The following is a 25,589-nucleotide window of genomic DNA, read 5'->3' on the forward strand; positions in this document are numbered from 1 at the left end:
TGTTATCCCTGCTGAACGTTCAGTGCCTGCGCCCACTGGCGGGCAGATTGATCGAGTAAGGCATACACCGCATCAAACGCATCGCGGCTTTTGCGGTACGGGTCGGGGATTTCACGCTCGCTATCCCAGTGACCAAACAGCATCACTTTGCCGCGCATCTCCGGGACGATTTCACACAGTGCGGCGATATGCTTTTTTTCCATCACCAGGATCAGGTCGTGCTCCTGGCACATGCGGCGGGTGATCTGCCGGGCGATATGGCCGTCCAGCGAAAGCTGGTGCGCCCCGGCTGCGCTGACCGCGCTGGCATCGGCCCCCTTCCCTGCCAGCGCACCGAGTCCGGCGGAGGTCACGGTGAGCTGAGGGGAGTAGTGCCGTAGCAGGCGTTCAGCCGTGGGGGAACGACAAATGTTCCCCACACAAACCACTAAGATTTTGTTAAACATCACGCGTTACCAGTTATGAAGGTCGGTCGCCGTATCGGTCATGTAGCGCACGCCGCTGATGGTTGGCAACAACTGGCTCACCAGACGGTTCCAGCGCGCCACCGGTGCGGTCGTGACGTACACCACGTCATACGGCTGGAGGCGGAAGTTGGTCGCCATGACCAGCGAGGTGGCATCCGACATATTGAGCTGATAAATATTGGCAATTTTGCCGCGCGCGGTGCCCTCGCCTTTCAGCGGACGAATCACGAAGATACCGCTGGCGTTGGAGGTAGTCAGGTCGAGACCCTCCGCCTGTCCCAGCGCTTCGGTCAGGGTCATGCCGCTGAAGTCCATTTTCAGGGTGCTCTGTTTTTTCACTTCGCCCATCACGAACACTTTCAGATCGTCGTTGCGCGGCACGAACAGAATATCGCCAGGATACAGCAGGCGGTTCTGGCTCAGGTCGCCGTTCTGCATCAACGCCTGGAGTGAAATACGCTGTTCCTTGCCTTTGTGGGTGAGGATTACGTTGCGCCAGTCCGCGGAATCCGTCAGGCCACCGGCGGCGTTAATGGCGTCAAGAATGGTCAGCGGAACGTTGGTAATCGCCTGCTGGCCGGATTTATTGACCTGCCCGGAGATATAGGCTTTTTGCGAGCGGAAGGCGGCAATATTCACGTCAACCTGCGGGTCGGTAATATAGCTCGCCAGGCGGCTGGAGATATCCGCACGGATCTCAGCCAGCGTTTTACCGCCCACTTTGATTCGGCCAACGTAGGGGTAAAAAATGGTGCCGTCAGGCTGTACCCAGTTCCCTGAATCGCTGGAGCTGCGGTACTGGCCCGCCGGGGTGGTCAGTTCCGGGTGATCCCAGACGGTGACGTTAAGTACGTCACCTGGCCCGATGCGGTACTGATAATTGCTTAGCTCCTGATCCAGCGACATGTTGGGCTGCGCCACGTCAGGACGTGGACGTAATTGCTCAATCAGCCGGGGCGTCAGCGGATAAACATTCACCATCCGATCGAGATCGAAATCAGCGTCCTGTTGTTTCACCACATCCTTGCCCATCGTCGACATATTACTGCCGGGAAAGACGGTACAACCGCTAAGCAGAATTGCAGACACCAATAATGGCATCAATTTTAGTTTGGGTTTCATCATTGATTAATTATCACTTTGGCAGAGTAATTATCCTGTGCGATTTAAATAAACAGGGACTGAGACAACTAAAAGAATGCCGGGAAACCTAAAAAAGTTAACTGGCATATATCCGAAAAAAAAGTTTATTCATCCGCAGGCTATTGACAGAATTGTCGAGGTTAATTGGCTGGCTTTCTGGCACGCTACCGCCCCTGGCTTTCAGTTACCAATTCACTATCGAATCATTCAGTTACAGGCACCACTCCGCATAAACGGCTATCGTGGAAATTATTTACGGCGCAGAAAGAGAAGCGATTACACCCCAGCGGGAATAACCTTTCCAGATGACCAAAAATGAATCTCCTCGTTTATGCAGGAGGAATTGTTGCAGCTAAGCTAAATACTGGCAAGGCGCTAATACTGACCATCGAGTTTTTTAAGAATAATATTAAGCGCAAAGTTTTGACGTTTTAGGAATTTATTGATATTGACATCAACCGATGAATTTGGATAGCGAATTAACGCTAAGATAAAGTCTGAAAATAAATTAACCTGTTGCAAATAAAAATAAAGTGCTATTTCGTATAGTTAATGAGTTACTGCCAGGATAAATCTCAGCAATTTATTGCATTTTGCCGTCGCTTTATCCATGATCAATTACTGACAAATGTCATGTTACGTAAGGTATTGCATCAATATGGAATGGATTGCCGATCCTTCAATCTGGGCTGGTCTGGTGACGCTGGTGGTCATTGAACTGGTCCTTGGCATCGATAACCTGGTGTTTATTGCTATTCTGGCCGACAAATTGCCCCCTGCAGAGCGCGATCGCGCCCGGGTCACCGGTTTGCTGATGGCGATGGTGATGCGCCTGGTACTGCTTGCTTCTATCTCCTGGCTGGTCACGTTGACGCAACCCCTTTTCAGCATCCGCAGCTTCAGTTTCAGCGCCCGCGATCTGATTATGCTGGGGGGCGGCCTGTTCTTGCTGTTTAAAGCCACCGTTGAACTCAACGAGCGCCTGGAAGGCAAAGACAGCGAAAACCCGACGCAGCGGCGCGGGGCAAAATTCTGGGCGGTCGTCGCGCAGATTGTCATTCTGGATGCGGTGTTCTCGCTGGATTCGGTGATCACCGCGGTCGGGATGGTTGACCATCTGGCGGTGATGATGGCCGCGGTGATTATCGCTATTAGCGTGATGCTGCTGGCCAGCAAGGCGCTGACCCGCTTTGTGAACAATCATCCGACGATTGTGATCCTCTGTCTGAGCTTCCTGCTGATGATCGGCTTTAGCCTGATTGCCGATGGCTTTGGCTACCATATTCCGAAGGGCTATCTGTACGCCGCGATTGGTTTCTCGGTACTGATTGAAGCGCTCAATCAACTGGCGAACTTTAACCGTCGTCGCTTTTTGTCGGCCAATCAGACGCTGCGCCAGCGCACGACGGAAGCCGTTATGCGCTTGCTGAGCAACCGGAAAGAGGATGCCGAACTGGACGCGGAAACGGCGTCGATGCTCGCCGATCATGATGACCGGCAGATTTTTAATCCGCAGGAGCGGCTGATGATTGAGCGGGTGCTGAATCTGAATCAGCGCACGGTCAGCAGTATCATGACTTCTCGTCACGATATTGAGCATATTGATCTGAGTGCGCCTGAAGAAGAAATCCGCGCCCTGCTGGACAAGAATCAGCATACCCGGCTGGTGATCACCGGCGGCGATGCGGAAGAAGATCTGCTGGGGGTGGTGCATATTCTGGATTTACTTCAGCAGTCGTTGAACGGCGAAGCGTTAAACCTGCGCGTGCTGGTGCGTCAGCCGCTGGTATTCCCCGAAGGGTTGCCGCTGCTTTCCGCGCTGGAGCAGTTCCGTAACGCGCGTACCCATTTTGCCTTTGTGGTGGATGAGTTTGGTTCGGTTGAAGGCGTGGTAACGCTCAGCGACGTGATGGAGACCATCGCCGGGAATCTGCCTAATGAAGTGGAAGAGATTGACGCCCGTCATGATATTCAGAAAGACGCCGACGGCGGCTGGACGGCGAACGGTCATATGCCGCTGGAAGATTTGGTTCAGTACGTGCCGCTGCCGCTGGACGAGCGCCGCGAGTACCACACCATTGCCGGTTTGTTGATGGAGTATTTGCAGCGCGTGCCGAAGGCCGGTGAAGAAGTGGTGGTCGGCGGATATACATTGAAGACGCTTCAGGTTGAGAGCCATCGCGTGCAGAAGGTAAAAATTATTCCACCCGCGGATGAGGATTTGTCAGATTACGAGGTGTAAGGCGTTGGGGATGGCGTGCGGGTAACAGGCCTGCGCCTGATGGCGGGGGTGGCGCTCTGCCTCCAATGCCGGATGGCGGCTTCGCCTTATCCGGCCTACAAATCGACAAATCCCACCAACCAACCACATCACAGGCCCGGTAAGCGCAGCGCCACCGGGCATTACCCGTAAAGCGCCCTGCCCGGCCCTATTTCTTGTCCATCAACTTTTTCACGTCCTGCGCATCGCGACTGTCTTTATTACGCTCAACCCAGTCATTAATCCGCCGTTTGGCTTCATCCTGGAGATATTTACGTAACGTCTGATCCAGCTGCAGGCTGTAATTAAGCGCCTGCCATTTGCCGTAAACGCGTAACGGAATGGCGGTATTTTTCAGCATGGCGATCAGCTTAGCATCACCCTGCCAGCCGTCGAGAACGCGCACATTAAACAGCATGTCCCCCTGCTGGTGAACCAGATCCAGCGCACCTGTACCGTCAAGCGCCAGCAGCGGTGAACTGCCGGAGAGATTTTCCAGGGTCACCTTGCCGTTCTTAAGTGACATATTACTGGTCAGCATATCCAGTCGCGTAGCGTTCTCATAACTTTCCTGCGCCCTGACGTTGGTGCTGCGTTCCACCGCCTGCTGCACAAGCTGCTGGAAGTTTAGCCCTTCAGAACGCACGTCGGCGATGCGGATTTGCGCCTCACCCTGCCAGTCCTGACGGAACGCCTGAGCATCCACTTTATGCCCGGAGAACGCCCCGCTGAGCGTCGTTTTGCCGGTCAGCGCAATAGGGTAATCAAACGCTTTCAGAATGGTGCCAATTTCAATATTCTCAAGCTGCGGCCTGAACAGGGCGACCGGGGTCACCGTCCGCGCGTCCAGCGAACCGGGAAGCGAAATATGGCCGCTGCCCAGGTTCCCCTGTAATTCATTAAACTTAAGCAGCCCGCCCTGATTAGTCACCTGAGTGCTCACCTGCGAAAACGGCATACCGCGCCACTGGAGCTGTTTGGCTTTCAGCAGCAGCTGAGCATCAAACCCGGCCAGATCGCGATAATCGGCCTCATCGCCATTCGCGGCAATCACCGGACGCGGCTGACTCTTCTGGCTTTGTCCCTGCTGGCTGACGGAAGTGCTGGCGGTCGCGTCGTCGCGAAGCAGCAGGTTATCAAGGTTAAGTTTGTCGAACTGAAGATTAAGCGACCACTGTGGCCGGTCGGCCAGCACCACGCTTCCTTCCCCTTTCAGCACGCTATCGCTGGCCGTAAGGTTAAGCTGGCTGAAGGCGATTTTTTTCTGCTCTTCCTGCCACTGCGCGTGCAGGCTCGCTTGCCCGCCGATGCCCTGCGCAGGCAGATCTGCGCCCTGAAGCTGCCAGTTTAGCTGGTTAATGGTCGCGGTTAATAAATGGGGATAATCCCCCGCATCCACCTGTGCTTTCAGGGACAGCGCCAAATCACGCTGGTTACGCGTAATATTGCCGGAGAAATCCACATCGGCCTGATGCTGTTTATTCTGCTGCATCTTCAGACGGATATTACGCACGGTGACCTGATCATCGCTGTCGTGCTGGAACACCAGCACGCTATCGGCGACCTGCAAACCGGCGATATCAAATGACCAGCCGCGATCTTCCGCCACCTGCGGCAGCGTGTTTTCTTTCGGGGCTACGGGGGCGTTATTCTCGCGCACCGCCTCGGTTTGCGGCGTGAGCTGGATCACCGAGCCTTTCAGCATCACCTGCTTCACCTGCAACTGATGAGAAAGCAGCGGCAGCAGCGAGACGTCGAGACGCATGTTATCCGCCACAATCAGCGGCTGGCTGGCCCCCGGCGCGGTCAGGGTCATTCGCCCGGAGATAATGCTTAACTGCGGCCAGACGTGCCAGCGCAGAGGACCGTCCAGCTTAAGCTGATAGCCGCTACGCTCGGCGACCTGACGCACCATATAGGCGCGGAAGTCGTTCGGATTAACCAACATCACCAACGCGGAAAGGCCGGCGACCAGCACCACCAGCAGGATCATCAGCGTCGTCAGAATTCGTCTCATGGCTTCCTCAGTAACACCGCGTTAACTCAGTCTTTATCGATACGGCTGGCGACAGCGCCCTGCTGATCGCGATACTTCGCGTCTTCACGGCGGTTGTAGGGACGCGCCGCCGGGCCGGAAAGCGGCTCAAAGCTCAGCGCGCCGATCAGCATTCCGGGACGCAGCGCCAGCGGAAGCTTCCCGGAATTATAGAACTCCAGCACGATACAGCCCGACCAGCCCGGATCGATACGATGCGCGGTGACGTGGACCATCAGCCCGAGACGGGCCAGCGACGAGCGCCCGTCCAGCCAGCCCACCAGATCGGCAGGTAACGTGACGGATTCCAGCGTAACCGCCAGCGCCAGCTCGCCCGGATGCAAATAAAATGCATCGCCTTCAGCCAGCACGATTTCATCGCTCATAACGCGATCGAGGGCCGCGCTCACTTCCGCTTTTGGGCCGCTGAGGTCGATAAATGCGGCAGTGTGCCCGCTAAAGGTACGGAATTTATTGCCGAGGCGAACGTCCACCGTCGCGCCGTTAATTCGCTCCACCGGAGGACGAGGATTAATCGACAGACGGCCTTCATCCAGCCAGGCTTCAATATCTCGGTCACACAGACGCATGCGCTTTCTCCTTTCGTGGCGCGTGCCCTTTCGCCAGCAGGCACAAAGGGTTAACAGATTCTCTCTGCACGTTACACAATTCGCGTGATTTATTCAAAAAACTGACTAATTTTGGCTTTCAGGATATCGATAGCAATCCGGTTTTTGCCACCGCGCGGCACAATAATGTCAGCGTACTGTTTAGACGGTTCGATAAACTGCAGGAACATCGGACGCACGGTTTTCTGATACTGCGCCATAACCGAATCCATAGAGCGGCCACGCTCGTTAACGTCGCGCTTAATGCGGCGCATCAGGCAGATATCCAGCGGCGTATCGACAAAAATCGAGAAGTTCATCGCGTCGCGCAGGCGGGCGTCGGTTAATAACAGAATACCCTCCAGAATGATGACTTTCTTCGGCTCGACGCGGATGGTTTCCGGCGTGCGGGTATGTTCAACGTAGCTATATACCGGGAGCTCAATCGGATTACCGCTTTTTAAGGATTGTAAATGCTCGAACAGTAAACTGTGATCCATCGCGCTGGGATGGTCGTAGTTGGTTTTTACGCGCTCTTCCATCAGCAGATGGCTTTGATCTTTGTAGTAGCTGTCTTCCGGAATAACGCCGATATGCTCATCACCAACCTGTTCACGTAACTCGCGATAAAGCGTGCTGGCGATGAGACTTTTACCTGAAGCCGATGCGCCTGCGATGCCTATGATGACGCACTGATGAGACTTATCAGTCATAAATTTAGCGACCTGATTAACCTGGATGTAAGGGAGGGCGACGCCGAAGCGCCAAACGCGGCAATTATAGGGATTTGTGCGTGATGATACCAGTCGAATGCGCGTAATGGTTTCAGACTCTCCTCACAGGCGGATCACGTCCCTTTAGTAAAATTTTTATGCTTAATTTTGATGCAGTTTCGTCTTTTTTTAACCAGACTCATTAATTAATATCTTTATGAAGTCAAATTATGACCAGTCACCATAGGAATTGTAAATTGTTTGTACTAGCATAATCCCAATTTGACATCTTAACGTCCGGGCTTGCTCCTGGCGCAGAGCCTGGCGGATAGAATGGTAATGAAGAAACCGTACCAGCGAGTATTAATCACTCCCACGCATCCACTTATGCGATTTATCAGCCTGGGGCTGTTGACCTTCATTTTTACCCTCTTTTCGCTTGAGCTGACCCGTTTTGGCACGCTTATCGCCCCGCTGTGGTTCCCGACGGCGATTATGATGGTCGCGTTTTATCGTCACGCCGGTAAAGTCTGGCCGGGGATTGCGGTGGCCTGCTCGCTCGGCAGTATTGCCGCGTCGATAATCGTCAACCCGCTTCAGACATTAAATCTGTGGTACACCAGCATCAATATTATTGAAGCCGTTGTCGGCGCGCTGCTGCTGCGCAAACTGCTGCCGCAGTATAACCCGTTAAAGGGTCTCGCCGACTGGATTCGGCTGGCCATTGGCAGCGCGATTATCCCGCCGCTGGTGGGCGGCGTGCTGATCCTGCCGCTGGCAAACGGCGGCGATACGGTGCAAATCTTCCTCGTCTGGGTGCTGTCCGAAACCATCGCCGCGCTGGCGCTGGTACCGCTGGGGCTGCTGTATAAGCCACATTATTTGCTGCGCCATCGGGAACCGCGCCTGTTGATTGAGACCCTAATCACCCTCGCCGCAACGCTGGCGCTCAGCGCGTGTGCCATGCTGTATCTGCCGTGGCCCTTTACCTGTATCATCGTGCTGCTGATGTGGAGCGCAGTACGCTTACCGCGGATGGAAGCCTTTCTTATTTTTCTGCTGACGGTAATGCTGGTGTCATTAATGCTGGCCACCAATCCGCGTGATTTGACCGCCACGCACATCGCCGCCATGACCAATGCCCCCTGGCTCCCCTTCCTGATGATGCTGCTGCCCGCCAATATTATGACCATGGTGATGTATGCGTTTCGCGCCGAGCGTAAGCACATTACCGAAAGCGAAGAGCGTTTTCGTAATGCCATGGAATATTCTGCCATCGGCATGGCGCTGGTGGGAACGGAAGGACAATGGCTACAGGTCAATAAAGCGCTGTGCCATTTCCTCGGTTATAGCCAGGAGGAATTGCGTAACCTCACCTTTCAGCAACTGACCTGGCCGGAAGATCTCAACTCCGACCTCGACCAGCTCAATAAACTGGTGCGCGGTGAAATTAACAGCTATTCGCTGGAAAAGCGCTATTACACCCGCAAAGGCGAGGTTGTCTGGGCGCTGCTGGCGGTATCGCTGGTACGTCATGCCGACGGCACGCCGCTCTATTTTATTTCACAAATTGAAGACATTACCGATCTTAAAAATACCGAATGGGTCAATAAGCGGCTGATGGAGCGCATCACCCTCGCCAACGAAGCGGGCGGTATCGGTATCTGGGAGTGGGAGCTGGAGCCCGACGTCATTAGCTGGGATCAGCGAATGTTTGAACTGTATGAGATCCCGCCCAATACCAGGCCGACCTGGCAACTGTGGTATCAAAGCCTACTTCCCGAGGATCGCGACAGTGCCTCAACAATAGTGCGTGATGCACTGCATAACCGCGCACCGTTTAAACTCGAATTCCGTATTCAGGTAAAGGAAGGCGTGCGTCATATCCGCTCTCTGGCAAGCCGGGTGCTGAATAAACAGGGCGAAGTGGAACGGCTGCTGGGGGTCAACATGGATATGACCGAAGTCAAACAACTTAATGAAGCGCTGTTCCAGGAGAAAGAACGTCTGCATATCACCCTGGATTCCATCGGTGAAGCGGTGGTATGTATTGATGATAATCTGCGGGTGACGTTTATGAACCCGGTCGCCGAGAAAATGAGCGGCTGGACACAGCAGCAGGCGATGGGCCAGTCGCTGCTTCAGGTGTTACAGATCACCTTCGGCGAAGACGGTCCGCTGATGGAGAATATTCACAGCGGCGATATGTCACGTTCGGCCATTGAGCAGGATCTGGTTTTAAAATGCCGCAACGGCGGCAGCTATGACATTCACTATAGTATTACCCCCCTCAGCACGCTTGAAGGACATACCATCGGCTCGGTGCTGGTGATTCAGGACGTAACGGAATCGCGAAAAATGCTGCGCCAGCTCAGCTACAGCGCCTCACACGATGCGCTGACCCATCTGGGAAACCGGGCCAGTTTTGAAAACCACCTGAAACGCATGCTGCAAACGGTACAGGAAACGCACCAGCGTCACGCGCTGGTATTTGTCGACCTCGACCGTTTTAAAGCGGTTAACGATACCGCCGGGCACGCCGCCGGAGATGCATTACTGCGTGAACTCTCCTCCCTGATGCTCAGTATGCTGCGCACCAGCGATATCCTCGCTCGTCTGGGCGGCGATGAGTTTGGCCTGCTTTTACCCGACTGCAATATTGAGAGCGCCCGCTATATTGCCGGACGCATTATCGAAGCCATCAATGACTACCATTTTATGTGGGAAGGCCGCCTGCACCGCATTGGCGCCAGCGCGGGGATAACGTTAATTGATGAGAATAATCATCAGGCGTCAGAAGTGATGTCGCAGGCTGATATCGCCTGCTACGCCTCGAAAAATAACGGCCGCGGTATCGTCACCGTTTACGAACCCCAGCAGGAACAGATACACGGTTCACGCAGCATGATGCCGCTGGAAGAACAGTGGCAGATGATTAAAGACAATGCGCTGTTGATGATGGCGCGCGGCGTCGCCTCGCCGCGCATTCCGGAGACCAGTTATTTCTGGCTGCTGTCGCTGCGTTTATGGACCAGCGAAGGCGAAATGATCGAAGAACAGGCGTTCCGCGCCGGGCTATCCGACCCGGAATTGCTGCACGCCCTGGACCGGAGGATCTTCACTGAATTTTTCGCCCATCACGCGCAGGCCGTCGCCACCAAAGGGCTGAGCATTACCCTGCCGCTGTCAACCGCCGGATTAACCAGCATGACGCTGGTCGATGAATTGCTGGCAAAACTCACGCATAGTGCGCTGCCGCCACGCCTGCTGCATCTGGTGATCGATTCAGAAGCGATTATGCGCAATGGTCATCAGATTCAAAACGGGCTGAAAAAACTGCGTCAGGCAGGCTGTAAAATCATTCTCAACCATATAAATCAGGATCTGGAGCTGTTTAATCGCCTGACGCCGCAGATGGCGGACTACATTTTGCTCGACCCTGAACTGGTCGCCAACATTCAGACCAACCTGCTGGATGAAATGATGGTGACCATTATTCAGGGGCACACTCATCGCCTGGGAATGAAAAGTATCGCCGGGCCGAGCAATACGCCGCTGATGATGGATGCGCTTTCTGGTATTGGTATCGACCTGATTTATGGCGATACCATTGCCCAGAATCAGCCGCTGGATCTGCTGCTCAACACCAGCTACTTTGCCATCAATTAACCGGCTGCCAGTCTTCGGTAAACCAGATATGCAGTAGCGCGTAAGAACGCCACGGCTGCCAGCGTTCGGCGTAGCGACGGATTTGCGCGGGCGTCATACCGTTGAAACGCTGCTTGATGGCATAATCATCCGGTAAAAAGATATCCTGCGCCTGCCAGCCGCGCAGGGCAAAGTAGTTAGCCGTCCAGCGACCGATGCCGGGAAAGGTTTGCAGCCATTTTACGCCCTGCTCCACATCCTCCGGCGCACGAAGCGGAAAACGCCCGTCCAGCGTTGCCTGCGCAAGATGAATCAACGCCTGGGCGCGCTTTAATGGCATTCCCAGCGACTTCAGCATCAGCGGATCGGCGACCGCCAGCACCTCTGGCGTCGGAAAGGTATAATACCCCGGCGCGTCGGCCAGCGGCTGACCGCAGGCTGCCACCACTTTCCCGGTGAGTTTTGCCGCCATGGCGACGCTAACCAGTTGCCCGAGAATAGCCCGCACGCCCTGCTCGAAAGCATCAATGGACCCCGGCAGGCGCAGCCCCGGCCTGGCGCTGGCGAGATCGCCCAGCGCGGCGGCGATCTGCTGCGGATCGCAACGTAAATCCAGCAGCCGCGCAATGCGCTGTAAACACGCTTCCGCCACCGGCAGCAGTCCTTGCGTCAGATGAACCCTCAGCGTATGCGTTTCCTGCTCCGGCGTTAACGTCATCACACCACGATGTCCGTCCAGTAACACGCTGCGGGTATAAACATCCCCTTCAAAGGTCTCAATGCCTTCAACGGCACGGGCGCGGAGAAAAGCCAGCATCCAGGGCCAGTCGTAGGGTGGGTGCCAGTGCAGCGTAAACATTTTCTCTCCTCAATAACGTCCGTTACCCATCATTAAACTATATGTTTTTATAAGAAATATTCCCAATGCAAATATTATAAAATTTAACTTTGCCAGCCGTTGCACCCTGCCAGCCTGTCAGCGTATATTTCTGCCTTCTCAGGATGATTTAGCATGGATGGCTAAATAATGAATATGTTGTCGCTCACCTTTAGTTATTTTTTCTTGCTCTTTTTCTTACTCTACTGGCTGTTGAACTCCTGGATTAACGTCCAGAACGGCCTTTTATTGCTTGCCAGCTATGCGTTTATCGCCAGCTTTTCAATCAGCTCTGTCATCATTTTATTAACCTATAGTTTATTGATATATATTTTAGGTAAATTTATTCACAAAACGAACTATGCCAGAACCGGCTATTCGGTATTGATTCTGCTGATTCTGACCTTTTTTATTGCGTTTAAATACTATCCCGCCAGCCGGGAAAGCCTCCAGCTAAGCCTGAGTCAGGCTAACATGGCGATTAATTTGCCGTTGATGGATATCATTGTCCCTCTCGGACTTTCTTTTTACATTTTTCATTCTGTCAGCTATATCGTCTCGATTGCCAAAAAAGAACTACCGCCCGCGACGCTGCTGAATACGTTGTTATATATCAGCTTCTTTCCCAGTGTGGTTTCAGGACCAATCAACCGCGCAAGCCATTTTCTGCCGCAAATCGCTACCTCAGCGCCCCGCACGCTGGGCAATGTGCAGAAGCCACTCTGCCTGCTGGCACTGGCCATCGCCAAATTATTTCTGTGCAGTACCTGGCTTGCCGACCAGTTCGTGAACCCGGTGTTTGATACCCCCGAAAATGCCACTTCGCTGCAACTGCTGGTGGCGGTATACGCTTATGCCTGGCAAATCTACTTTAACTTTTCCGGCTATACCAACCTGGTCACCGCGCTGGCCGCGCTGCTCGGCTTTACGCTGCCGGTCAACTTTAACGCGCCGTATCGGGCGCATAATTTACAGGCGTTCTGGAACCGCTGGCATATCAGCTTATCGCTGTTTATTCGCGATTATATTTACATCCCGCTGGGCGGTAATCGGCGAGGGTTTTTGCGCAAAAATATTAATTTGCTGATCGCAATGATCCTCTCCGGCATCTGGCATGGCACCGGCGTTAACTTCCTTATCTGGGGGGCGATTCACGGTGCCGGACTGGTGCTGTTAAATTATAAAAATCACCTTTTCCCGGTGCGCCACTCCGGACCGGTCATCACGTTAGTGTCCCGGCTACTAACCTTTCACTTTATTTGTTTTGCATGGATATTTTTCCGCGCGGCCGATTTACCAACGGCCTGGGCAATTATCACCAGCATCAGCCAGCTTCCGGTGTCTTCGCTGCTGACGGCGGCAGAAACGCCGGCACTCATTGCTTTTTTAATCTTCTTTATTATTTATCCTCAGCTGGATTCGTTGAGAATAAAACTCGGCGCGCTGGCCTGCCGCATTCCGTGGATATTGTTTCCGGTTCCGCTGGCGCTTTTTTTAACCGTGGTCTTTTTCTTTTCACCCGCCGGACTGCCGGGGTTTATTTATGCAAACTTTTGATAACGTCTCACTGTTTGGCAAAGTCTATAAATTTTTCTATATCCTGTTGTTCAGCACGTTATTTGTGGTCTGGCTCAATCAGCGCTCGCTGACGCTTTACTGGCAGCAGGAGTTTCATGAGGATTCGCCCTGGAGCGTGGTCAGACAGCCGCTATGGCTGGAAGGGGGAAAAATTTTAGCCGCCTTCTATGTCAGCAGAGAGGCGTTTAGCGAGGCGCTGGATGACACGCCCTCCGCGACCATCATGCTGCCTTTACCCCCCATCGCCGCACTACCGCCTGCACCTGCGGCGCTGCCACAGCAACCGGCAGCCCCTGCCCTGCCCGCGGTCCGGCATGATAAAGATCACATTACGCTAACGTCACACGGTAAAGTCTTTTTTGTCGGAGATTCAATGATGCAGGGCATTGCCCCGCATATCATGCTGGCGCTGAATAAGCGGTACGGCATTCAAAGCATCAACAAAAGTAAGCAGAGCACCGGCCTGACGCTGCCTGGTTTTTTTGACTGGCCGCGCACCGTCAGCGAAACGCTTCAGAGCGAGCCCGATATTGAAATGATGGTGGTATTCCTTGGTCCGAACGATCCGTGGTCAATGAAGCCTGACGGCGGCGGTCAGTACCTGAAATTTAAAAGCCCCGAATGGGAGCAGCTTTACCGCAGCCGTATCGACAATATTTTGCAAAGCGCGCAGCAAAAGCATATTCCGGTGGTATGGATAGGCCCACCGAATATGCGCAAAAAAGCGCTCTCCGAAGGCGTTGCCTGGCTTGATACCCTTTATTCTTCAGCCGTCACCGACGCGGGTCAATATTATCTCGCCGCGAATGACATCCTGGGTTATCAGGGCGATACCTATTCTGACTATCAGGAAAAAGAGGGCCGAAAATTCAAACTCCGCAGTGGGGACGGTATTCACTTTACTCCCTATGCGCAAAAACTGATTGCGAACAGAGTGCTTTCAATGATTGTCGTTGAAGGCGCAGAACAGGAGAAACCTGATGAATTACAATAAATGCTTACCCGTCGGTAAGCCGCTGGCGCTGCTGTTAAGCCTGCTGCTGATGATCTCATGTCACGACGAGGAACAAGAAGCGCCGGTTTTATCGGCGGGCCAATCGCAGGAGACGGTAAACCATAATCAACTGATCCGCTTCGGCGACGCCGGGCTGGACCGGCTGGCGGCAAAGCTACAGGCGGGCAATCAGCGCGTGCATATCCTGCAGCTGGGGGATTCCCACACCGCAGCGGATCTCTTTACCGGCCAGCTGCGTATGCGTTTTCAGCAGCGCTTTGGCGACGGCGGACCCGGGATGGTCAGCCCGGTGCAGGTTTCCGGACAGCGTAGCGCCGTGGTGAGTTTCAGCAAGCCCGGCCAGAGCTGGCAGCTCTTTTCAACGCGTAAGGATCCGGGTGAGGATTTTCCTTTTACCGGACTGATTGCCCAGCCGTTGCAGAATAACGCGACGGTGACATTGACCCTGACCAACGGCAACCCTGGCCGTTACCAGGTCAGCACGTTGTATAAGTCTTCCACAGATGCGACGCTCATGATGGGCAGCGCCAGTCAGACGCTGCCCAATAGCCAGAATCACTGGCAGCTCTCTGCGCCTCAACGGGCAACGTTTCCGTTGAACGCCACGTTGAGCGGCCAGGATCATAGTCAACTGGGCGGCTGGTTTATTTCTGCGCCGCATCCGGGCGTCATTCTTTCTGCGGTGGGCATCAACGGCGCGACGCTGTCGGCCTGGAAAAAATGGCAGGCCGATGCGCTGGCCCCTCTGGCCGCGTTAAAGCCCGATATGGTGATCCTCGCGTATGGCACCAACGAAGCGTTTGACGACGATCTCGATCCCGCGCTTTATCGTCGCCAGCTTGAAGCTCGCGTTGTGCAGATCCGTGAAATATTACCCGATGCGGTGATCCTGCTGATAGGTCCGCCAGACAGTATTAAAAACAAGGAGCAAACCCGCTGTAACCGTCGTGAACCGGTCAGTCTGGCAAACGTTATGCAGGTGCAAAAGCAGGTCGCCGAAGCACAGCAGCTCCTGTTCTGGGACTGGCGCGGCTTTATGGGCGGCGCCTGTTCAATAGAGCGCTGGTCTGCGGCAGGCTATGCGCGTCCCGATCTGATACATCTTTCTGCCGATGGCTATAAAAAAAGCGCCGATGCCCTTTTCAATCAGCTTATGACGCTGATGAAACAGGAGCAGTAAAATCGAGGCCCGGCGCAGCCGGGCTTGCAGCAATGCAGACATTTCGCTAAAGTCGCCCCCCTTCTTCACCGGCATGGGGATTCACCAGTGTTTATCGGATTTGACTACGGCACGGCAAACTGTTCGGTTGCCGTCATGCGCGATGGTGCGCCACAGCTATTGACGATGGAAAACGGCAGCACGCTTTTACCCTCCATGCTAAGCGCGCCAACGCGCGAAGCGGTCAGCGAATGGCTCTATCGCCATCACGATGTTCCGGCAACGCCGGGAGAAACGCAGGCGCTGCTGCGCCGCGCTATTAACTATAACCGTGATGAAGACATTGAGGTTCTGCCTGGCAGCGTCCAGTTTGGCCTTGCATCGCTACACCAGTATGTAGCCGATCCCGAGGAAGTCTACTTCGTTAAATCGCCGAAATCTTTTCTCGGTGCCAGCGGACTGAAGCCGCAGCAAATCGCGCTGTTTGAAGATCTGGTCTGCTCTATGATGCTGCATATTCGCCAGCAGGCGGAAAGCCAGCTCCCGGAAAGCATCACCCAGGCGGTGATTGGCCGTCCGATTAACTTTCAGGGATTAGGCGGCGACGAGGCTAATGCGCAGGCGCAGGGCATTCTTGAGCGCGCCGCCCGACGCGCCGGTTTTCAGGAGGTAATATTCCAGTATGAGCCGGTGGCGGCAGGTCTGGATTTTGAAGCCACCTTGCAGGAAGAGAAACGCGTGCTGGTGGTGGATATTGGCGGCGGGACTACCGACTGTTCATTGTTGCTGATGGGCCCACAGTGGCGTCATCGCCGGGAGCGGGATGCCAGCCTGCTGGGACACAGCGGCTGTCGTATCGGCGGGAACGATCTGGATATCGCGCTGGCGTTTAAAAGCCTGATGCCGCTTCTGGGACTGGGCGGCGAAACGGAAAAAGGCATCGCCCTGCCGATTCTGCCCTGGTGGAACGCGGTCGCCATCAACGACGTCCCGGCGCAGAGCGATTTTTACAGCAGCGCCAACGGACGCCTGTTAAACGATCTGGTGCGCGACGCCCGTGATGGCGATAAAGTCGCCCTGCTGCTAAAGGTCTGGAAGCAGCGCCTGAGCTATCGCCTGGTACGCAGCGCCGAAGAAAGTAAAATCGCCCTTTCCGATCGCCCGGAAGTGGTTACCACCCTGCCGTTTATCAGCGACGAACTGGCGGCGGCGATCACTCAGCAGGGGCTGGACGCGGCATTGAGCCAGCCGCTGACGCGTATTCTGGAACAGGTTCAGCTAGCCCTGGAAAACGCTCGGGAAACGCCGGACGTTATCTATCTGACCGGCGGCAGCGCCCGCTCCCCGCTGATTAAAAAAGCCCTCGCCGAACGCCTGCCGGGTATCCCGATCGCTGGCGGCGATGATTTCGGCTCGGTAACGGCAGGACTGGCTCGCTGGGCGCAGGTGATGTTTGGTTGATTTACAAGTAACACATTGATACTGATGACATTGTAGGCCGGGCAAGGCGAAGCCGCCTCCCGGCAAACGGCACAAAAAATATGTAATTCAGTTTTGTTATTACTCTCCCGTAATAGTATTCTCTGTCCTTAAAGACACTATTATTCTCAGGGGTGATCCCTGTGAAATTCTTATTTCCGTTAAAATTTTAATACCCTATACTGAATCGACGACCTGACGATAATCATCAGGTTATATTTATTTTTTAGAATACACGGATTGTGGAGAAGATATGAAATTTATAATGCTGACATTAACTTTGTTATTTTTTAGCGCTGCAGGTTATTGTGAAAAGCCCGATACGCTGGTGACAGAAGGTTATGATCAGCAAGAGATGTCCGCGGCAATCGCCCATGCACGCCGGGAGACCGACAACTTCATCGACATGCTGAATAAACATGATGCTGATTCATACGCGGTAAAAGCACCGATTACCGATCACGGCGACACCGAACATTTCTGGCTGACGGATGTTACCTACGCTGACGGCGTGTTTACTGGCAAAATCGGCAATGAACCCGGCATCGTTAAAAATGTACAGTACGGTCAGGAATGGAAAATTAAAAAAGCAGATATCTCTGACTGGATGTATACCCGAGGGGATAAAATCTACGGCGGGTATACTATCGATCCTTTACTGAGTACTTATCCTGAGGAAGAAGCAGCGGCGATGCGGGCGAGACTGGTTCGCTGAGTCGACGGGTAGTTGCTTTAACGGGTGCGTTTCTGCAATCAGGAAAAGCCGTTTAGCGCTATCAACGTGAGCGCTTAATATAATAAACGGTGCGAACGACTTCTTTAAATCAGGGCCCGGGAATGTATTCCCGGGCCTGTAGATGCGCCTATATAATATTGGCGAATGATAAATAAAGACTGAATATAATGTCGGGGTCATGGATTCTGAGCCTACTATCTCACCTCATGATGTAACATCCTGTAGTACCTGCATCGGGCGTTATCCATAACCGAAAACAGGCGTCCATCTCTGTCAGCAAAGTAACCGCTTTTGATGACGCCCCACGCCGTGCGCAGCCTCGCATTCAGACTATTCCTCCCTATCTTTCATACTTCCTCCATTTTTGTAAGGAGTTAGCTGACTAAACTAATATTATTCCGCGACCGGCTTCAGGAAGAGACACGTAAAACAATGAAAGGCAGTAACAAAGCCCGCTGGGCGACAGCGCTGATAGTGATTATTGCGGCCCTTGCCGCCCTCTGGTTCTGGCACAGCCGCAGTGCGTCAGAAAGCCCTTCGGCAACGACCGCTGCGCCATCCGGCGGTGGACGCCATGCGCAGCGTAATGCACAGCTGGCTCCGGTGCAGGCGGCGACGGCAACCAGTGAGTCGGTTCCGCGTTATCTTTCCGGGCTGGGGACCATCACCGCGGCGAATACCGTCACGGTGCGCAGCCGGGTGGATGGTCAACTGATGGCGATCCATTTTCAGGAAGGTCAGCAGGTGAAAGCGGGCGATGTGCTGGCGGAGATCGATTCCAGCGAGTTTAAGGTGGCGCTGGCTCAGGCGCAGGGACAGCTGGCAAAAGATCGGGCGACGCTGGCGAATGCCCAGCGCGATTTAGCACGCTATCAGCAGCTGATTAAAACCAATCTGGTTTCGCGTCAGGAGCTGGACGCCCAGCAGGCGCTGGTCAGTGAGACGCAGGGCACGATTAAGGCCGATGAAGCGAGCGTCGCCAGCGCGCAGTTGCAGCTCGACTGGAGCCGCATTACCGCACCGGTTGACGGTCGCGTCGGCCTGAAGCAGGTGGATATCGGCAACCAAATCTCCAGCGGCGATACCACCGGCATTGTGGTGCTGACGCAAACGCATCCTATCGATCTGGTGTTTACCCTGCCGGAAGGAGATATCGCGACTATCGTACAGGCGCAAAAAGCCGGAAAAACGCTGCCGGTAGAAGCCTGGGACCGGACGAATAAACAGAAGCTCAGCGCCGGTACCCTGCTGAGTCTCGATAACCAGATTGATGCCACCACCGGCACTATCAAACTGAAGGCGCGCTTTGATAATCAGGACGATTTGCTGTTTCCTAACCAGTTCGTTAACGCCCGCCTGCTGGTTGATACCCAACAAAACGCGGTCGTGATCCCTACCGCCGCGCTGCAAATGGGTAATGAAGGTAATTTCGTCTGGGTGGTTAACGCGGAAAACAAAGTCAGCAAGCATACCGTCGTACCCGGCATACAGGACAGCCTGAAAGTGGTGATTACCGATGGGCTTTCCGCGGGTGACCGCGTGGTGACTGACGGTATCGATCGCCTGACCGAAGGGGCGAAAGTCGAAGTGGTAGAAGCACAAAGCGCCTCTGCCACCGCCGCGGAAACCCCCACCAACCGCGAATACGGTAAAAAAGGAGCACGCTCCTGATGCAGGTGTTACCTCCCCGCGCTACCGGCGGCCCGTCCCGCCTGTTTATTATGCGCCCGGTCGCTACCACGCTGTTAATGGTGGCGATCATGATAGCCGGGATTATCGGCTATCGTTTTTTGCCGATTTCGGCGCTGCCGGAAGTGGATTATCCCACCATTCAGGTAGTGACGCTGTATCCCGGTGCCAGCCCCGACGTGACCACGTCCGCCATCACCGCGCCGCTTGAACGTCAGTTCGGGCAAATGTCGGGCCTGAAGCAGATGTCGTCGCAAAGCTCCGGCGGCGCGTCGGTGGTTACACTCCAGTTCCAGCTTACGCTGCCGCTGGACGTCGCCGAGCAGGAGGTGCAGGCCGCGATCAACGCCGCCACTAACCTGCTGCCTGACGATCTGCCCAACCCGCCGGTCTACAGCAAAGTTAACCCGGCGGACCCGCCGATCATGACCCTCGCCGTGACCTCTTCCGCCCTGCCGATGACTCAGGTCGAAGATATGGTCGAGACGCGGGTGGCGCAAAAAATCTCCCAGGTCTCCGGCGTCGGTCTGGTGACGCTGGCGGGCGGCCAGCGTCCGGCGGTGCGCGTCAAACTTAATGCGCAGGCCATTGCCGCGCTGGGGCTGACCAGCGAAACCGTGCGCACCGCAATCACCAGCGCCAACGTTAACTCGGCAAAAGGCAGCCTCGACGGCCCAACCCGCGCCATTACCCTTTCCGCCAACGATCAGATGCAGACGGCGGAAGATTATCGCCGCCTGATTATCGCTTATCAGAACGGCGCGGCGATCCGCCTCGGCGATGTAGCCACCATTGAGCAGGGAGCGGAAAATAGCTGGCTCGGCGCATGGGCGAATAAAGAGCAGGCGATTGTCATGAACGTCCAGCGTCAGCCGGGAGCCAACATTATCGATACTGCCGCAAGCATTCGTCAGATGCTGCCGCAATTGACGGAAAGCCTGCCGAAGTCGGTTCAGGTGAAAGTGCTGTCGGATCGCACCACTAATATCAGCGCCTCGGTCAGCGATACCCAGTTTGAGCTGATGCTGGCCATTGCGCTGGTGGTGATGATTATCTATCTGTTTTTGCGCAACGTCCCGGCGACCATTATTCCTGGCGTCGCGGTGCCGCTGTCGCTGGTCGGCACCTTTGCGGTAATGGTGTTCCTCGACTTCTCCATCAATAACCTGACGCTGATGGCGCTGACCATCGCCACCGGCTTTGTCGTCGATGATGCTATCGTGGTGATTGAAAACATCTCCCGCTATATCGAGAAGGGCGAGAAGCCGATGGCCGCGGCGCTGAAGGGCGCGGGCGAGATCGGCTTTACGATTATCTCCCTGACCTTCTCGCTGATTGCGGTGCTGATCCCGCTGCTGTTTATGGGCGATATCGTGGGCCGCCTGTTCCGCGAGTTCGCCGTTACCCTCGCGGTGGCGATCCTGATCTCCGCCGTCGTGTCGCTAACTCTGACGCCGATGATGTGCGCGCGCATGCTCAGCGTCGAGTCCCTGCGCAAGCAAAACCGCTTTTCGCGCGCCAGCGAGCGCTTTTTCGAACGGGTAATTGCCGCTTACGGTCGCGGACTGGCGAAAGTGCTTAATCATCCGTGGCTGACGCTGAGCGTCGCGCTGGCGACGCTGATCCTGTCGGTGATGCTGTGGATATTCATCCCCAAAGGCTTCTTCCCGATCCAGGATAACGGCATTATTCAGGGCACGCTTCAGGCTCCGCAGTCGGCTTCGTTCGCCAGTATGGCCCAGCGCCAGCGGCAGGTTGCCGATGAGATTCTGAAAGATCCGGCGGTGGAAAGCCTGACGGCGTTTGTTGGCGTGGACGGCACTAATCCCTCGCTTAACAGCGCGCGCCTGCAAATTAACCTCAAGCCGCTGGACGACCGCGACGATCGCGTGCAGACGGTGATTAGCCGGTTACAGCAGGCGGCGGGCCGGGTGCCGGGCGCGGAATTATATCTCCAGCCGACGCAGGATTTAACCATTGATACCACCGTCAGCCGTACTCAATATCAGTTCACCCTCCAGGCCACTTCCCTGGACGCGCTGAGCCACTGGGTGCCGCTGCTTATGACGCGCCTTCAGTCGCAGTCAGCCCTGGCGGATGTCAGCAGCGACTGGCAGGACAAGGGCCTGGTGGCGTATGTGAACGTCGATCGCGACAGCGCCAGCCGCCTCGGGATTAGTATGTCCGACGTGGATAACGCGCTGTACAACGCCTTCGGCCAGCGGCTGATTTCGACCATTTATACCCAGGCAAACCAGTACCGGGTGGTGCTGGAGCATGATACCGGGAATACCCCGGGCCTGGCGTCGCTGGACACCATTCGTCTCACCAGCAGCGACGGCGGCGTGGTGCCGCTGAACGCCATTGCCAAAGTGGAGCAGCGGTTTGCGCCGCTGTCGATTAACCATCTCGATCAGTTTCCGGTAACCACCATTTCGTTTAACGTCGCATCCGGTCATTCGCTGGGCGACGCGGTGGAGGCCATCACCACTGCCGAGAAAGATCTGAGCCTGCCCACCGATATCACCACTCAGTTCCAGGGCAGCACCCTCGCCTTCCAGTCGGCGCTCGGCAGCACGGTCTGGCTGATTGTCGCGGCGGTGGTGGCGATGTATATCGTGCTCGGCGTGCTGTATGAAAGCTTTATCCATCCGATCACCATCCTTTCAACGTTGCCCACGGCGGGGGTTGGCGCGCTACTGGCGCTGTGGCTGGCGGGAAGCGAACTGGACGTGATCGCGATAATCGGGATTATCCTGCTGATCGGTATCGTGAAGAAAAACGCCATCATGATGATCGACTTTGCGCTGGCCGCCGAACGCGAACAGGGGATGCCGCCGCGCGAGGCGATTTATCAGGCGTGCCTGCTGCGTTTCCGGCCGATCCTGATGACCACGCTGGCGGCGCTGCTCGGCGCGCTGCCGCTGATGCTGAGTACCGGAGTTGGTGCGGAATTGCGCCGTCCGCTGGGCATCGGCATGGTCGGCGGTCTGCTGGTCAGCCAGGTGCTGACGCTGTTTACCACGCCGGTGATTTATCTGCTGTTCGATCGTCTCGCCCTCAGGCTGCGCAGCCGTTTTCCGCAGCGTAATGAGGAGGCGTAAGTGAAGTTCTTCGCGCTCTTTATTCACCGCCCGGTGGCGACGTTTTTGATTTCGCTGGCGATAACCTTGTGCGGCATACTGGGCTTTCGTCTGCTGCCGGTCGCTCCCCTGCCGCAGGTGGATTTCCCGGTGATTATGATCAGCGCCTCGCTGCCGGGCGCGTCGCCGGAGACCATGGCGTCCTCGGTGGCAACGCCGCTGGAGCGCTCGCTGGGACGGATTGCCGGGGTCAGCGAAATGACCTCCAGCAGCTCGCTCGGCAGTACGCGCATCATTCTGGAATTTAATTTCGACCGCGATATCAACGGCGCGGCGCGTGACGTGCAGGCGGCAATCAACGCCGCGCAAAGCTTGCTGCCGAGCGGCATGCCGAGTCGTCCGACCTATCGCAAAGCCAACCCGTCCGACGCGCCGATTATGATCCTGACGCTGACCTCGGACACTTATTCGCAGGGCGAGCTGTACGATTTCGCGTCTACTCAGCTGGCGCAGACCATCGCGCAGATAGATGGCGTCGGCGACGTGGACGTTGGCGGCAGCTCTCTGCCCGCCGTGCGGGTAGGATTAAATCCGCAGGCGCTGTTTAATCAGGGCGTCTCGCTCGATGACGTAAGCAGTGCCATCAGCAGCGCCAACGTGCGTAAGCCACAGGGTGCGGTAGAAGACGGCACGCATCGCTGGCAGATCCAGACCAATGACGAGCTGAAAACTGCCGCCGAATACCAGCCGCTAATCGTCCACTACAACAACGGCGCGGCCGTGCGCCTCGGCGATGTCGCCACGGTTACGGATTCCGTGCAGGACGTGCGCAACGCCGGGATGACCAACGCCAAACCGGCGATCCTGCTGATGATCCGCAAGTTGCCGGAAGCCAACATTATTCAGACCGTTGACAGCATTCGCGCCCGCCTGCCGGAGCTACAGCAGACTATCCCGGCAGCCATCGACCTGCAAATCGCCCAGGACCGCTCGCCCACCATTCGCGCTTCGCTGGAGGAAGTGGAGCAAACGCTGGTGATCTCGGTGGCGCTGGTGATCCTGGTGGTGTTCCTGTTCCTGCGCTCCGGGCGCGCGACGCTGATCCCGGCGGTGGCGGTGCCGGTGTCGCTGATCGGCACCTTTGCCGCCATGTATCTGTGCGGTTTTAGCCTCAATAACCTGTCGCTGATGGCGCTGACCATCGCCACCGGGTTTGTGGTTGATGACGCCATCGTCGTGCTGGAGAATATTTCCCGTCACCTTGAAGCGGGAATGAAACCGTTACAGGCTGCGCTTCAGGGCACCCGTGAAGTGGGCTTTACCGTGCTGTCGATGAGCCTGTCGCTGGTGGCGGTATTCCTGCCGTTGCTGCTGATGAGCGGTTTGCCCGGACGGCTACTGCGGGAGTTTGCGGTCACCCTGTCGGTAGCGATTGGTATCTCGCTGGTGATCTCCCTGACCCTGACCCCGATGATGTGCGGTCTGATGCTCAAACGCAGTAAGCCACACCAGCCAACGCGGGTTAAAGGATTCGGGCGGCTGCTGGTCGCTCTTCAGCAGGGCTATGGCAAATCGCTGAAATGGGTGCTTAATCACGCCCGCCTCACCGGCCTGGTGCTGCTTGCCACCATTGTGCTTAACGTCTGGCTGTATATTGCGATCCCGAAAACCTTCTTCCCGGAGCAGGATACCGGGGCGCTGATGGGCGGGATTCAGGCGGATCAGAGCATCTCCTTCCAGGCGATGCGCGGCAAACTGCAGGACTTTATGAAGATTATCCGCGACGATCCGGCGGTAGATAACGTCACCGGTTTTACCGGCGGTTCGCGGGTTAACAGCGGAATGATGTTTATCGCCCTTAAAGATCGCAGTGAACGTACCGAAACGGCGCAGCAAATCATCGACCGCCTGCGCAAAAAACTGGCTAACGAGCCGGGGGCTAATCTGTTTTTAATGGCGGTGCAGGATATTCGCGTCGGCGGACGTCAGGCCAACGCCAGCTATCAGTACACGCTCCTGTCAGACGATCTTAGCGCGCTGCGCGAATGGGAACCGAAAATCCGTAAAGCCCTTGCCGCCCTGCCGGAACTGGCCGACGTTAACTCGGATCAACAGGATAACGGCGCGGAGATGAACCTGATTTATGACCGTGAAAGTATGTCGCGACTCGGCATCAGCGTGCAGGCGGCCAACAGCCTGCTGAATAACGCCTTCGGCCAGCGGCAGATTTCAACCATCTATCAGCCGCTAAACCAGTACAAGGTGGTGATGGAAGTCGACCCGGTGTACACCCAGGACATTAGCGCGCTGGATAAGATGTATGTAATCAATAGCGACGGCAAAGCGATCCCGCTCTCTTTCTTTGCGAAATGGCAGCCTGCAAACGCGCCGCTGTCGGTGAACCATCAGGGGCTGTCGGCAGCCTCTACCGTCTCCTTTAACCTGCCGACCGGGAAATCACTTTCAGAGGCCAGCGCGGCTATCGATCGCGCCATGACCCAGCTCGGGGTTCCCTCCAGCGTGCGCGGCAGCTTTGCCGGGACCGCGCAGGTGTTTCAGGAGACGATGAACTCGCAGGTGATCCTGATTCTGGCGGCTATCGCCACGGTCTATATCGTGCTGGGGATTTTGTATGAGAGCTACGTCCATCCGCTGACCATTCTTTCCACCCTGCCCTCGGCGGGCGTGGGCGCGCTGCTGGCGCTGGAAGCATTCGATGCCCCGTTCAGCCTAATCGCCCTGATAGGGATTATGCTATTAATTGGCATTGTGAAGAAAAACGCCATCATGATGGTGGACTTTGCCCTTGAGGCGCAGCGCAACGGGAACTTATCGCCAGAAGAGGCGATATTCCAGGCCTGCCTGCTGCGTTTTCGTCCCATCATGATGACCACGCTGGCGGCGCTGTTTGGCGCGCTTCCGCTGGTATTGTCCGGCGGAGACGGTTCAGAGCTGCGTCAGCCGCTGGGTATTACCATTGTCGGCGGTCTGGCGATGAGTCAGCTATTGACCCTGTACACCACCCCGGTGGTGTATCTGTTCTTTGACCGCCTGCGGCTGCGTTTTTCGCGAAAAACCAGACAACCAGTAAGCGAGTGA

General features: G+C 55.6%; 16 protein-coding genes. 10 read left to right on the forward strand and 6 right to left on the reverse strand.

Annotated elements, in window-relative coordinates; genetic code table 11:
* Window positions 1–2: 2 nt before the first annotated feature.
* Together wzb and P0H77_RS13910 are read right to left on the reverse strand one after the other, a co-directional pair.
* A complete protein-coding gene (gene wzb, locus P0H77_RS13905; RefSeq protein WP_276157449.1) occupies window positions 3–446 on the reverse strand; it encodes a low molecular weight protein-tyrosine-phosphatase Wzb in 444 nt (147 codons plus the stop codon).
* 6 nt (window positions 447–452) lie between these two features.
* Complete coding sequence (locus tag P0H77_RS13910; protein ID WP_276157450.1) at window positions 453–1,592, reverse strand: polysaccharide export protein; 1,140 nt, start codon at window positions 1,590–1,592, stop codon at window positions 453–455.
* Window positions 1,593–2,268: 676 nt separating this feature from the next.
* On the opposite strand from P0H77_RS13910, the gene P0H77_RS13915 reads away from it, so the two are divergent.
* Window positions 2,269–3,852: a TerC family protein gene (locus P0H77_RS13915; protein WP_276157451.1), complete on the forward strand. Its 1,584-nt coding sequence runs from the start codon at window positions 2,269–2,271 to the stop codon at window positions 3,850–3,852.
* A 187-nt stretch (window positions 3,853–4,039) separates the two neighbouring features.
* Here the strand turns inward: P0H77_RS13915 and asmA are convergent, their stop codons facing one another.
* From asmA to udk, 3 genes are all read right to left on the reverse strand, one after another.
* Complete coding sequence (gene asmA, locus P0H77_RS13920) at window positions 4,040–5,887, reverse strand: outer membrane assembly protein AsmA (protein WP_276157452.1); 1,848 nt, start codon at window positions 5,885–5,887, stop codon at window positions 4,040–4,042.
* 26 nt (window positions 5,888–5,913) lie between these two features.
* A complete protein-coding gene (dcd, locus tag P0H77_RS13925; protein ID WP_176919127.1) occupies window positions 5,914–6,495 on the reverse strand; it encodes a dCTP deaminase in 582 nt (193 codons plus the stop codon).
* A gap of 89 nt (window positions 6,496–6,584) precedes the next feature.
* Window positions 6,585–7,226 carry a uridine kinase gene (gene udk, locus P0H77_RS13930; RefSeq protein WP_276157453.1) on the reverse strand — a complete coding sequence of 214 codons (642 nt, stop codon included), beginning with the start codon at window positions 7,224–7,226 and terminating at the stop codon, window positions 6,585–6,587.
* A 339-nt stretch (window positions 7,227–7,565) separates the two neighbouring features.
* Between udk and P0H77_RS13935 the strand changes: the two genes are divergently transcribed.
* The gene (locus tag P0H77_RS13935; RefSeq protein WP_276165138.1) at window positions 7,566–10,895 is read left to right on the forward strand and encodes a diguanylate cyclase; all 3,330 of its coding nucleotides are present in this window, start codon (window positions 7,566–7,568) and stop codon (window positions 10,893–10,895) included.
* On the opposite strand, the gene alkA is transcribed toward P0H77_RS13935, so the two are convergent.
* Complete coding sequence (gene alkA / locus P0H77_RS13940) at window positions 10,888–11,733, reverse strand: DNA-3-methyladenine glycosylase 2 (RefSeq protein ID WP_276157454.1); 846 nt, start codon at window positions 11,731–11,733, stop codon at window positions 10,888–10,890. The genes P0H77_RS13935 and alkA overlap by 8 nt on opposite strands.
* Window positions 11,734–11,901: 168 nt before the next feature.
* Here alkA and P0H77_RS13945 point away from each other — a divergent pair, with 168 nt between their 5' ends.
* The 8 genes from P0H77_RS13945 to mdtC all read left to right on the forward strand — a co-directional run bounded on the left by P0H77_RS13945 (window position 11,902) and on the right by mdtC (window position 25,589).
* Entirely contained in the window at window positions 11,902–13,308 is a 1,407-nt protein-coding gene (locus tag P0H77_RS13945; RefSeq protein WP_276157455.1) for an MBOAT family O-acyltransferase, read from the forward strand.
* Entirely contained in the window at window positions 13,295–14,323 is a 1,029-nt protein-coding gene (locus tag P0H77_RS13950; RefSeq protein ID WP_276157456.1) for an SGNH family hydrolase, read from the forward strand. The genes P0H77_RS13945 and P0H77_RS13950 overlap by 14 nt, the downstream gene beginning before the upstream one ends.
* Window positions 14,310–15,524, forward strand: coding sequence for an SGNH/GDSL hydrolase family protein (locus P0H77_RS13955; RefSeq protein ID WP_276157457.1), 1,215 nt, complete (start codon window positions 14,310–14,312; stop codon window positions 15,522–15,524). The genes P0H77_RS13950 and P0H77_RS13955 overlap by 14 nt, the downstream gene beginning before the upstream one ends.
* Window positions 15,525–15,611: 87 nt before the next feature.
* Window positions 15,612–16,964 (forward strand): molecular chaperone, encoded by a 1,353-nt coding sequence (yegD, locus tag P0H77_RS13960; RefSeq protein WP_276157458.1) that lies wholly within the window; start codon window positions 15,612–15,614, stop codon window positions 16,962–16,964.
* Between the two features lie 271 nt (window positions 16,965–17,235).
* The gene (locus P0H77_RS13965) at window positions 17,236–17,697 is read left to right on the forward strand and encodes a DUF2314 domain-containing protein (protein ID WP_276157459.1); all 462 of its coding nucleotides are present in this window, start codon (window positions 17,236–17,238) and stop codon (window positions 17,695–17,697) included.
* A gap of 453 nt (window positions 17,698–18,150) precedes the next feature.
* Window positions 18,151–19,389, forward strand: a complete 1,239-nt coding sequence (locus P0H77_RS13970; protein ID WP_276157460.1) for an MdtA/MuxA family multidrug efflux RND transporter periplasmic adaptor subunit — start codon at window positions 18,151–18,153, stop codon at window positions 19,387–19,389.
* Entirely contained in the window at window positions 19,389–22,511 is a 3,123-nt protein-coding gene (locus P0H77_RS13975; protein ID WP_276157461.1) for an MdtB/MuxB family multidrug efflux RND transporter permease subunit, read from the forward strand. Before P0H77_RS13970 ends, P0H77_RS13975 begins: the two co-directional genes overlap by 1 nt.
* On the forward strand, window positions 22,512–25,589 hold the full coding sequence (mdtC, locus tag P0H77_RS13980) for a multidrug efflux RND transporter permease subunit MdtC (RefSeq protein WP_276157462.1): 3,078 nt from the start codon (window positions 22,512–22,514) through the stop codon (window positions 25,587–25,589).

Origin of the sequence: Superficieibacter sp. HKU1 (assembly GCF_029319185.1) — a bacterium.
GTDB lineage: Bacteria > Pseudomonadota > Gammaproteobacteria > Enterobacterales > Enterobacteriaceae > Superficieibacter.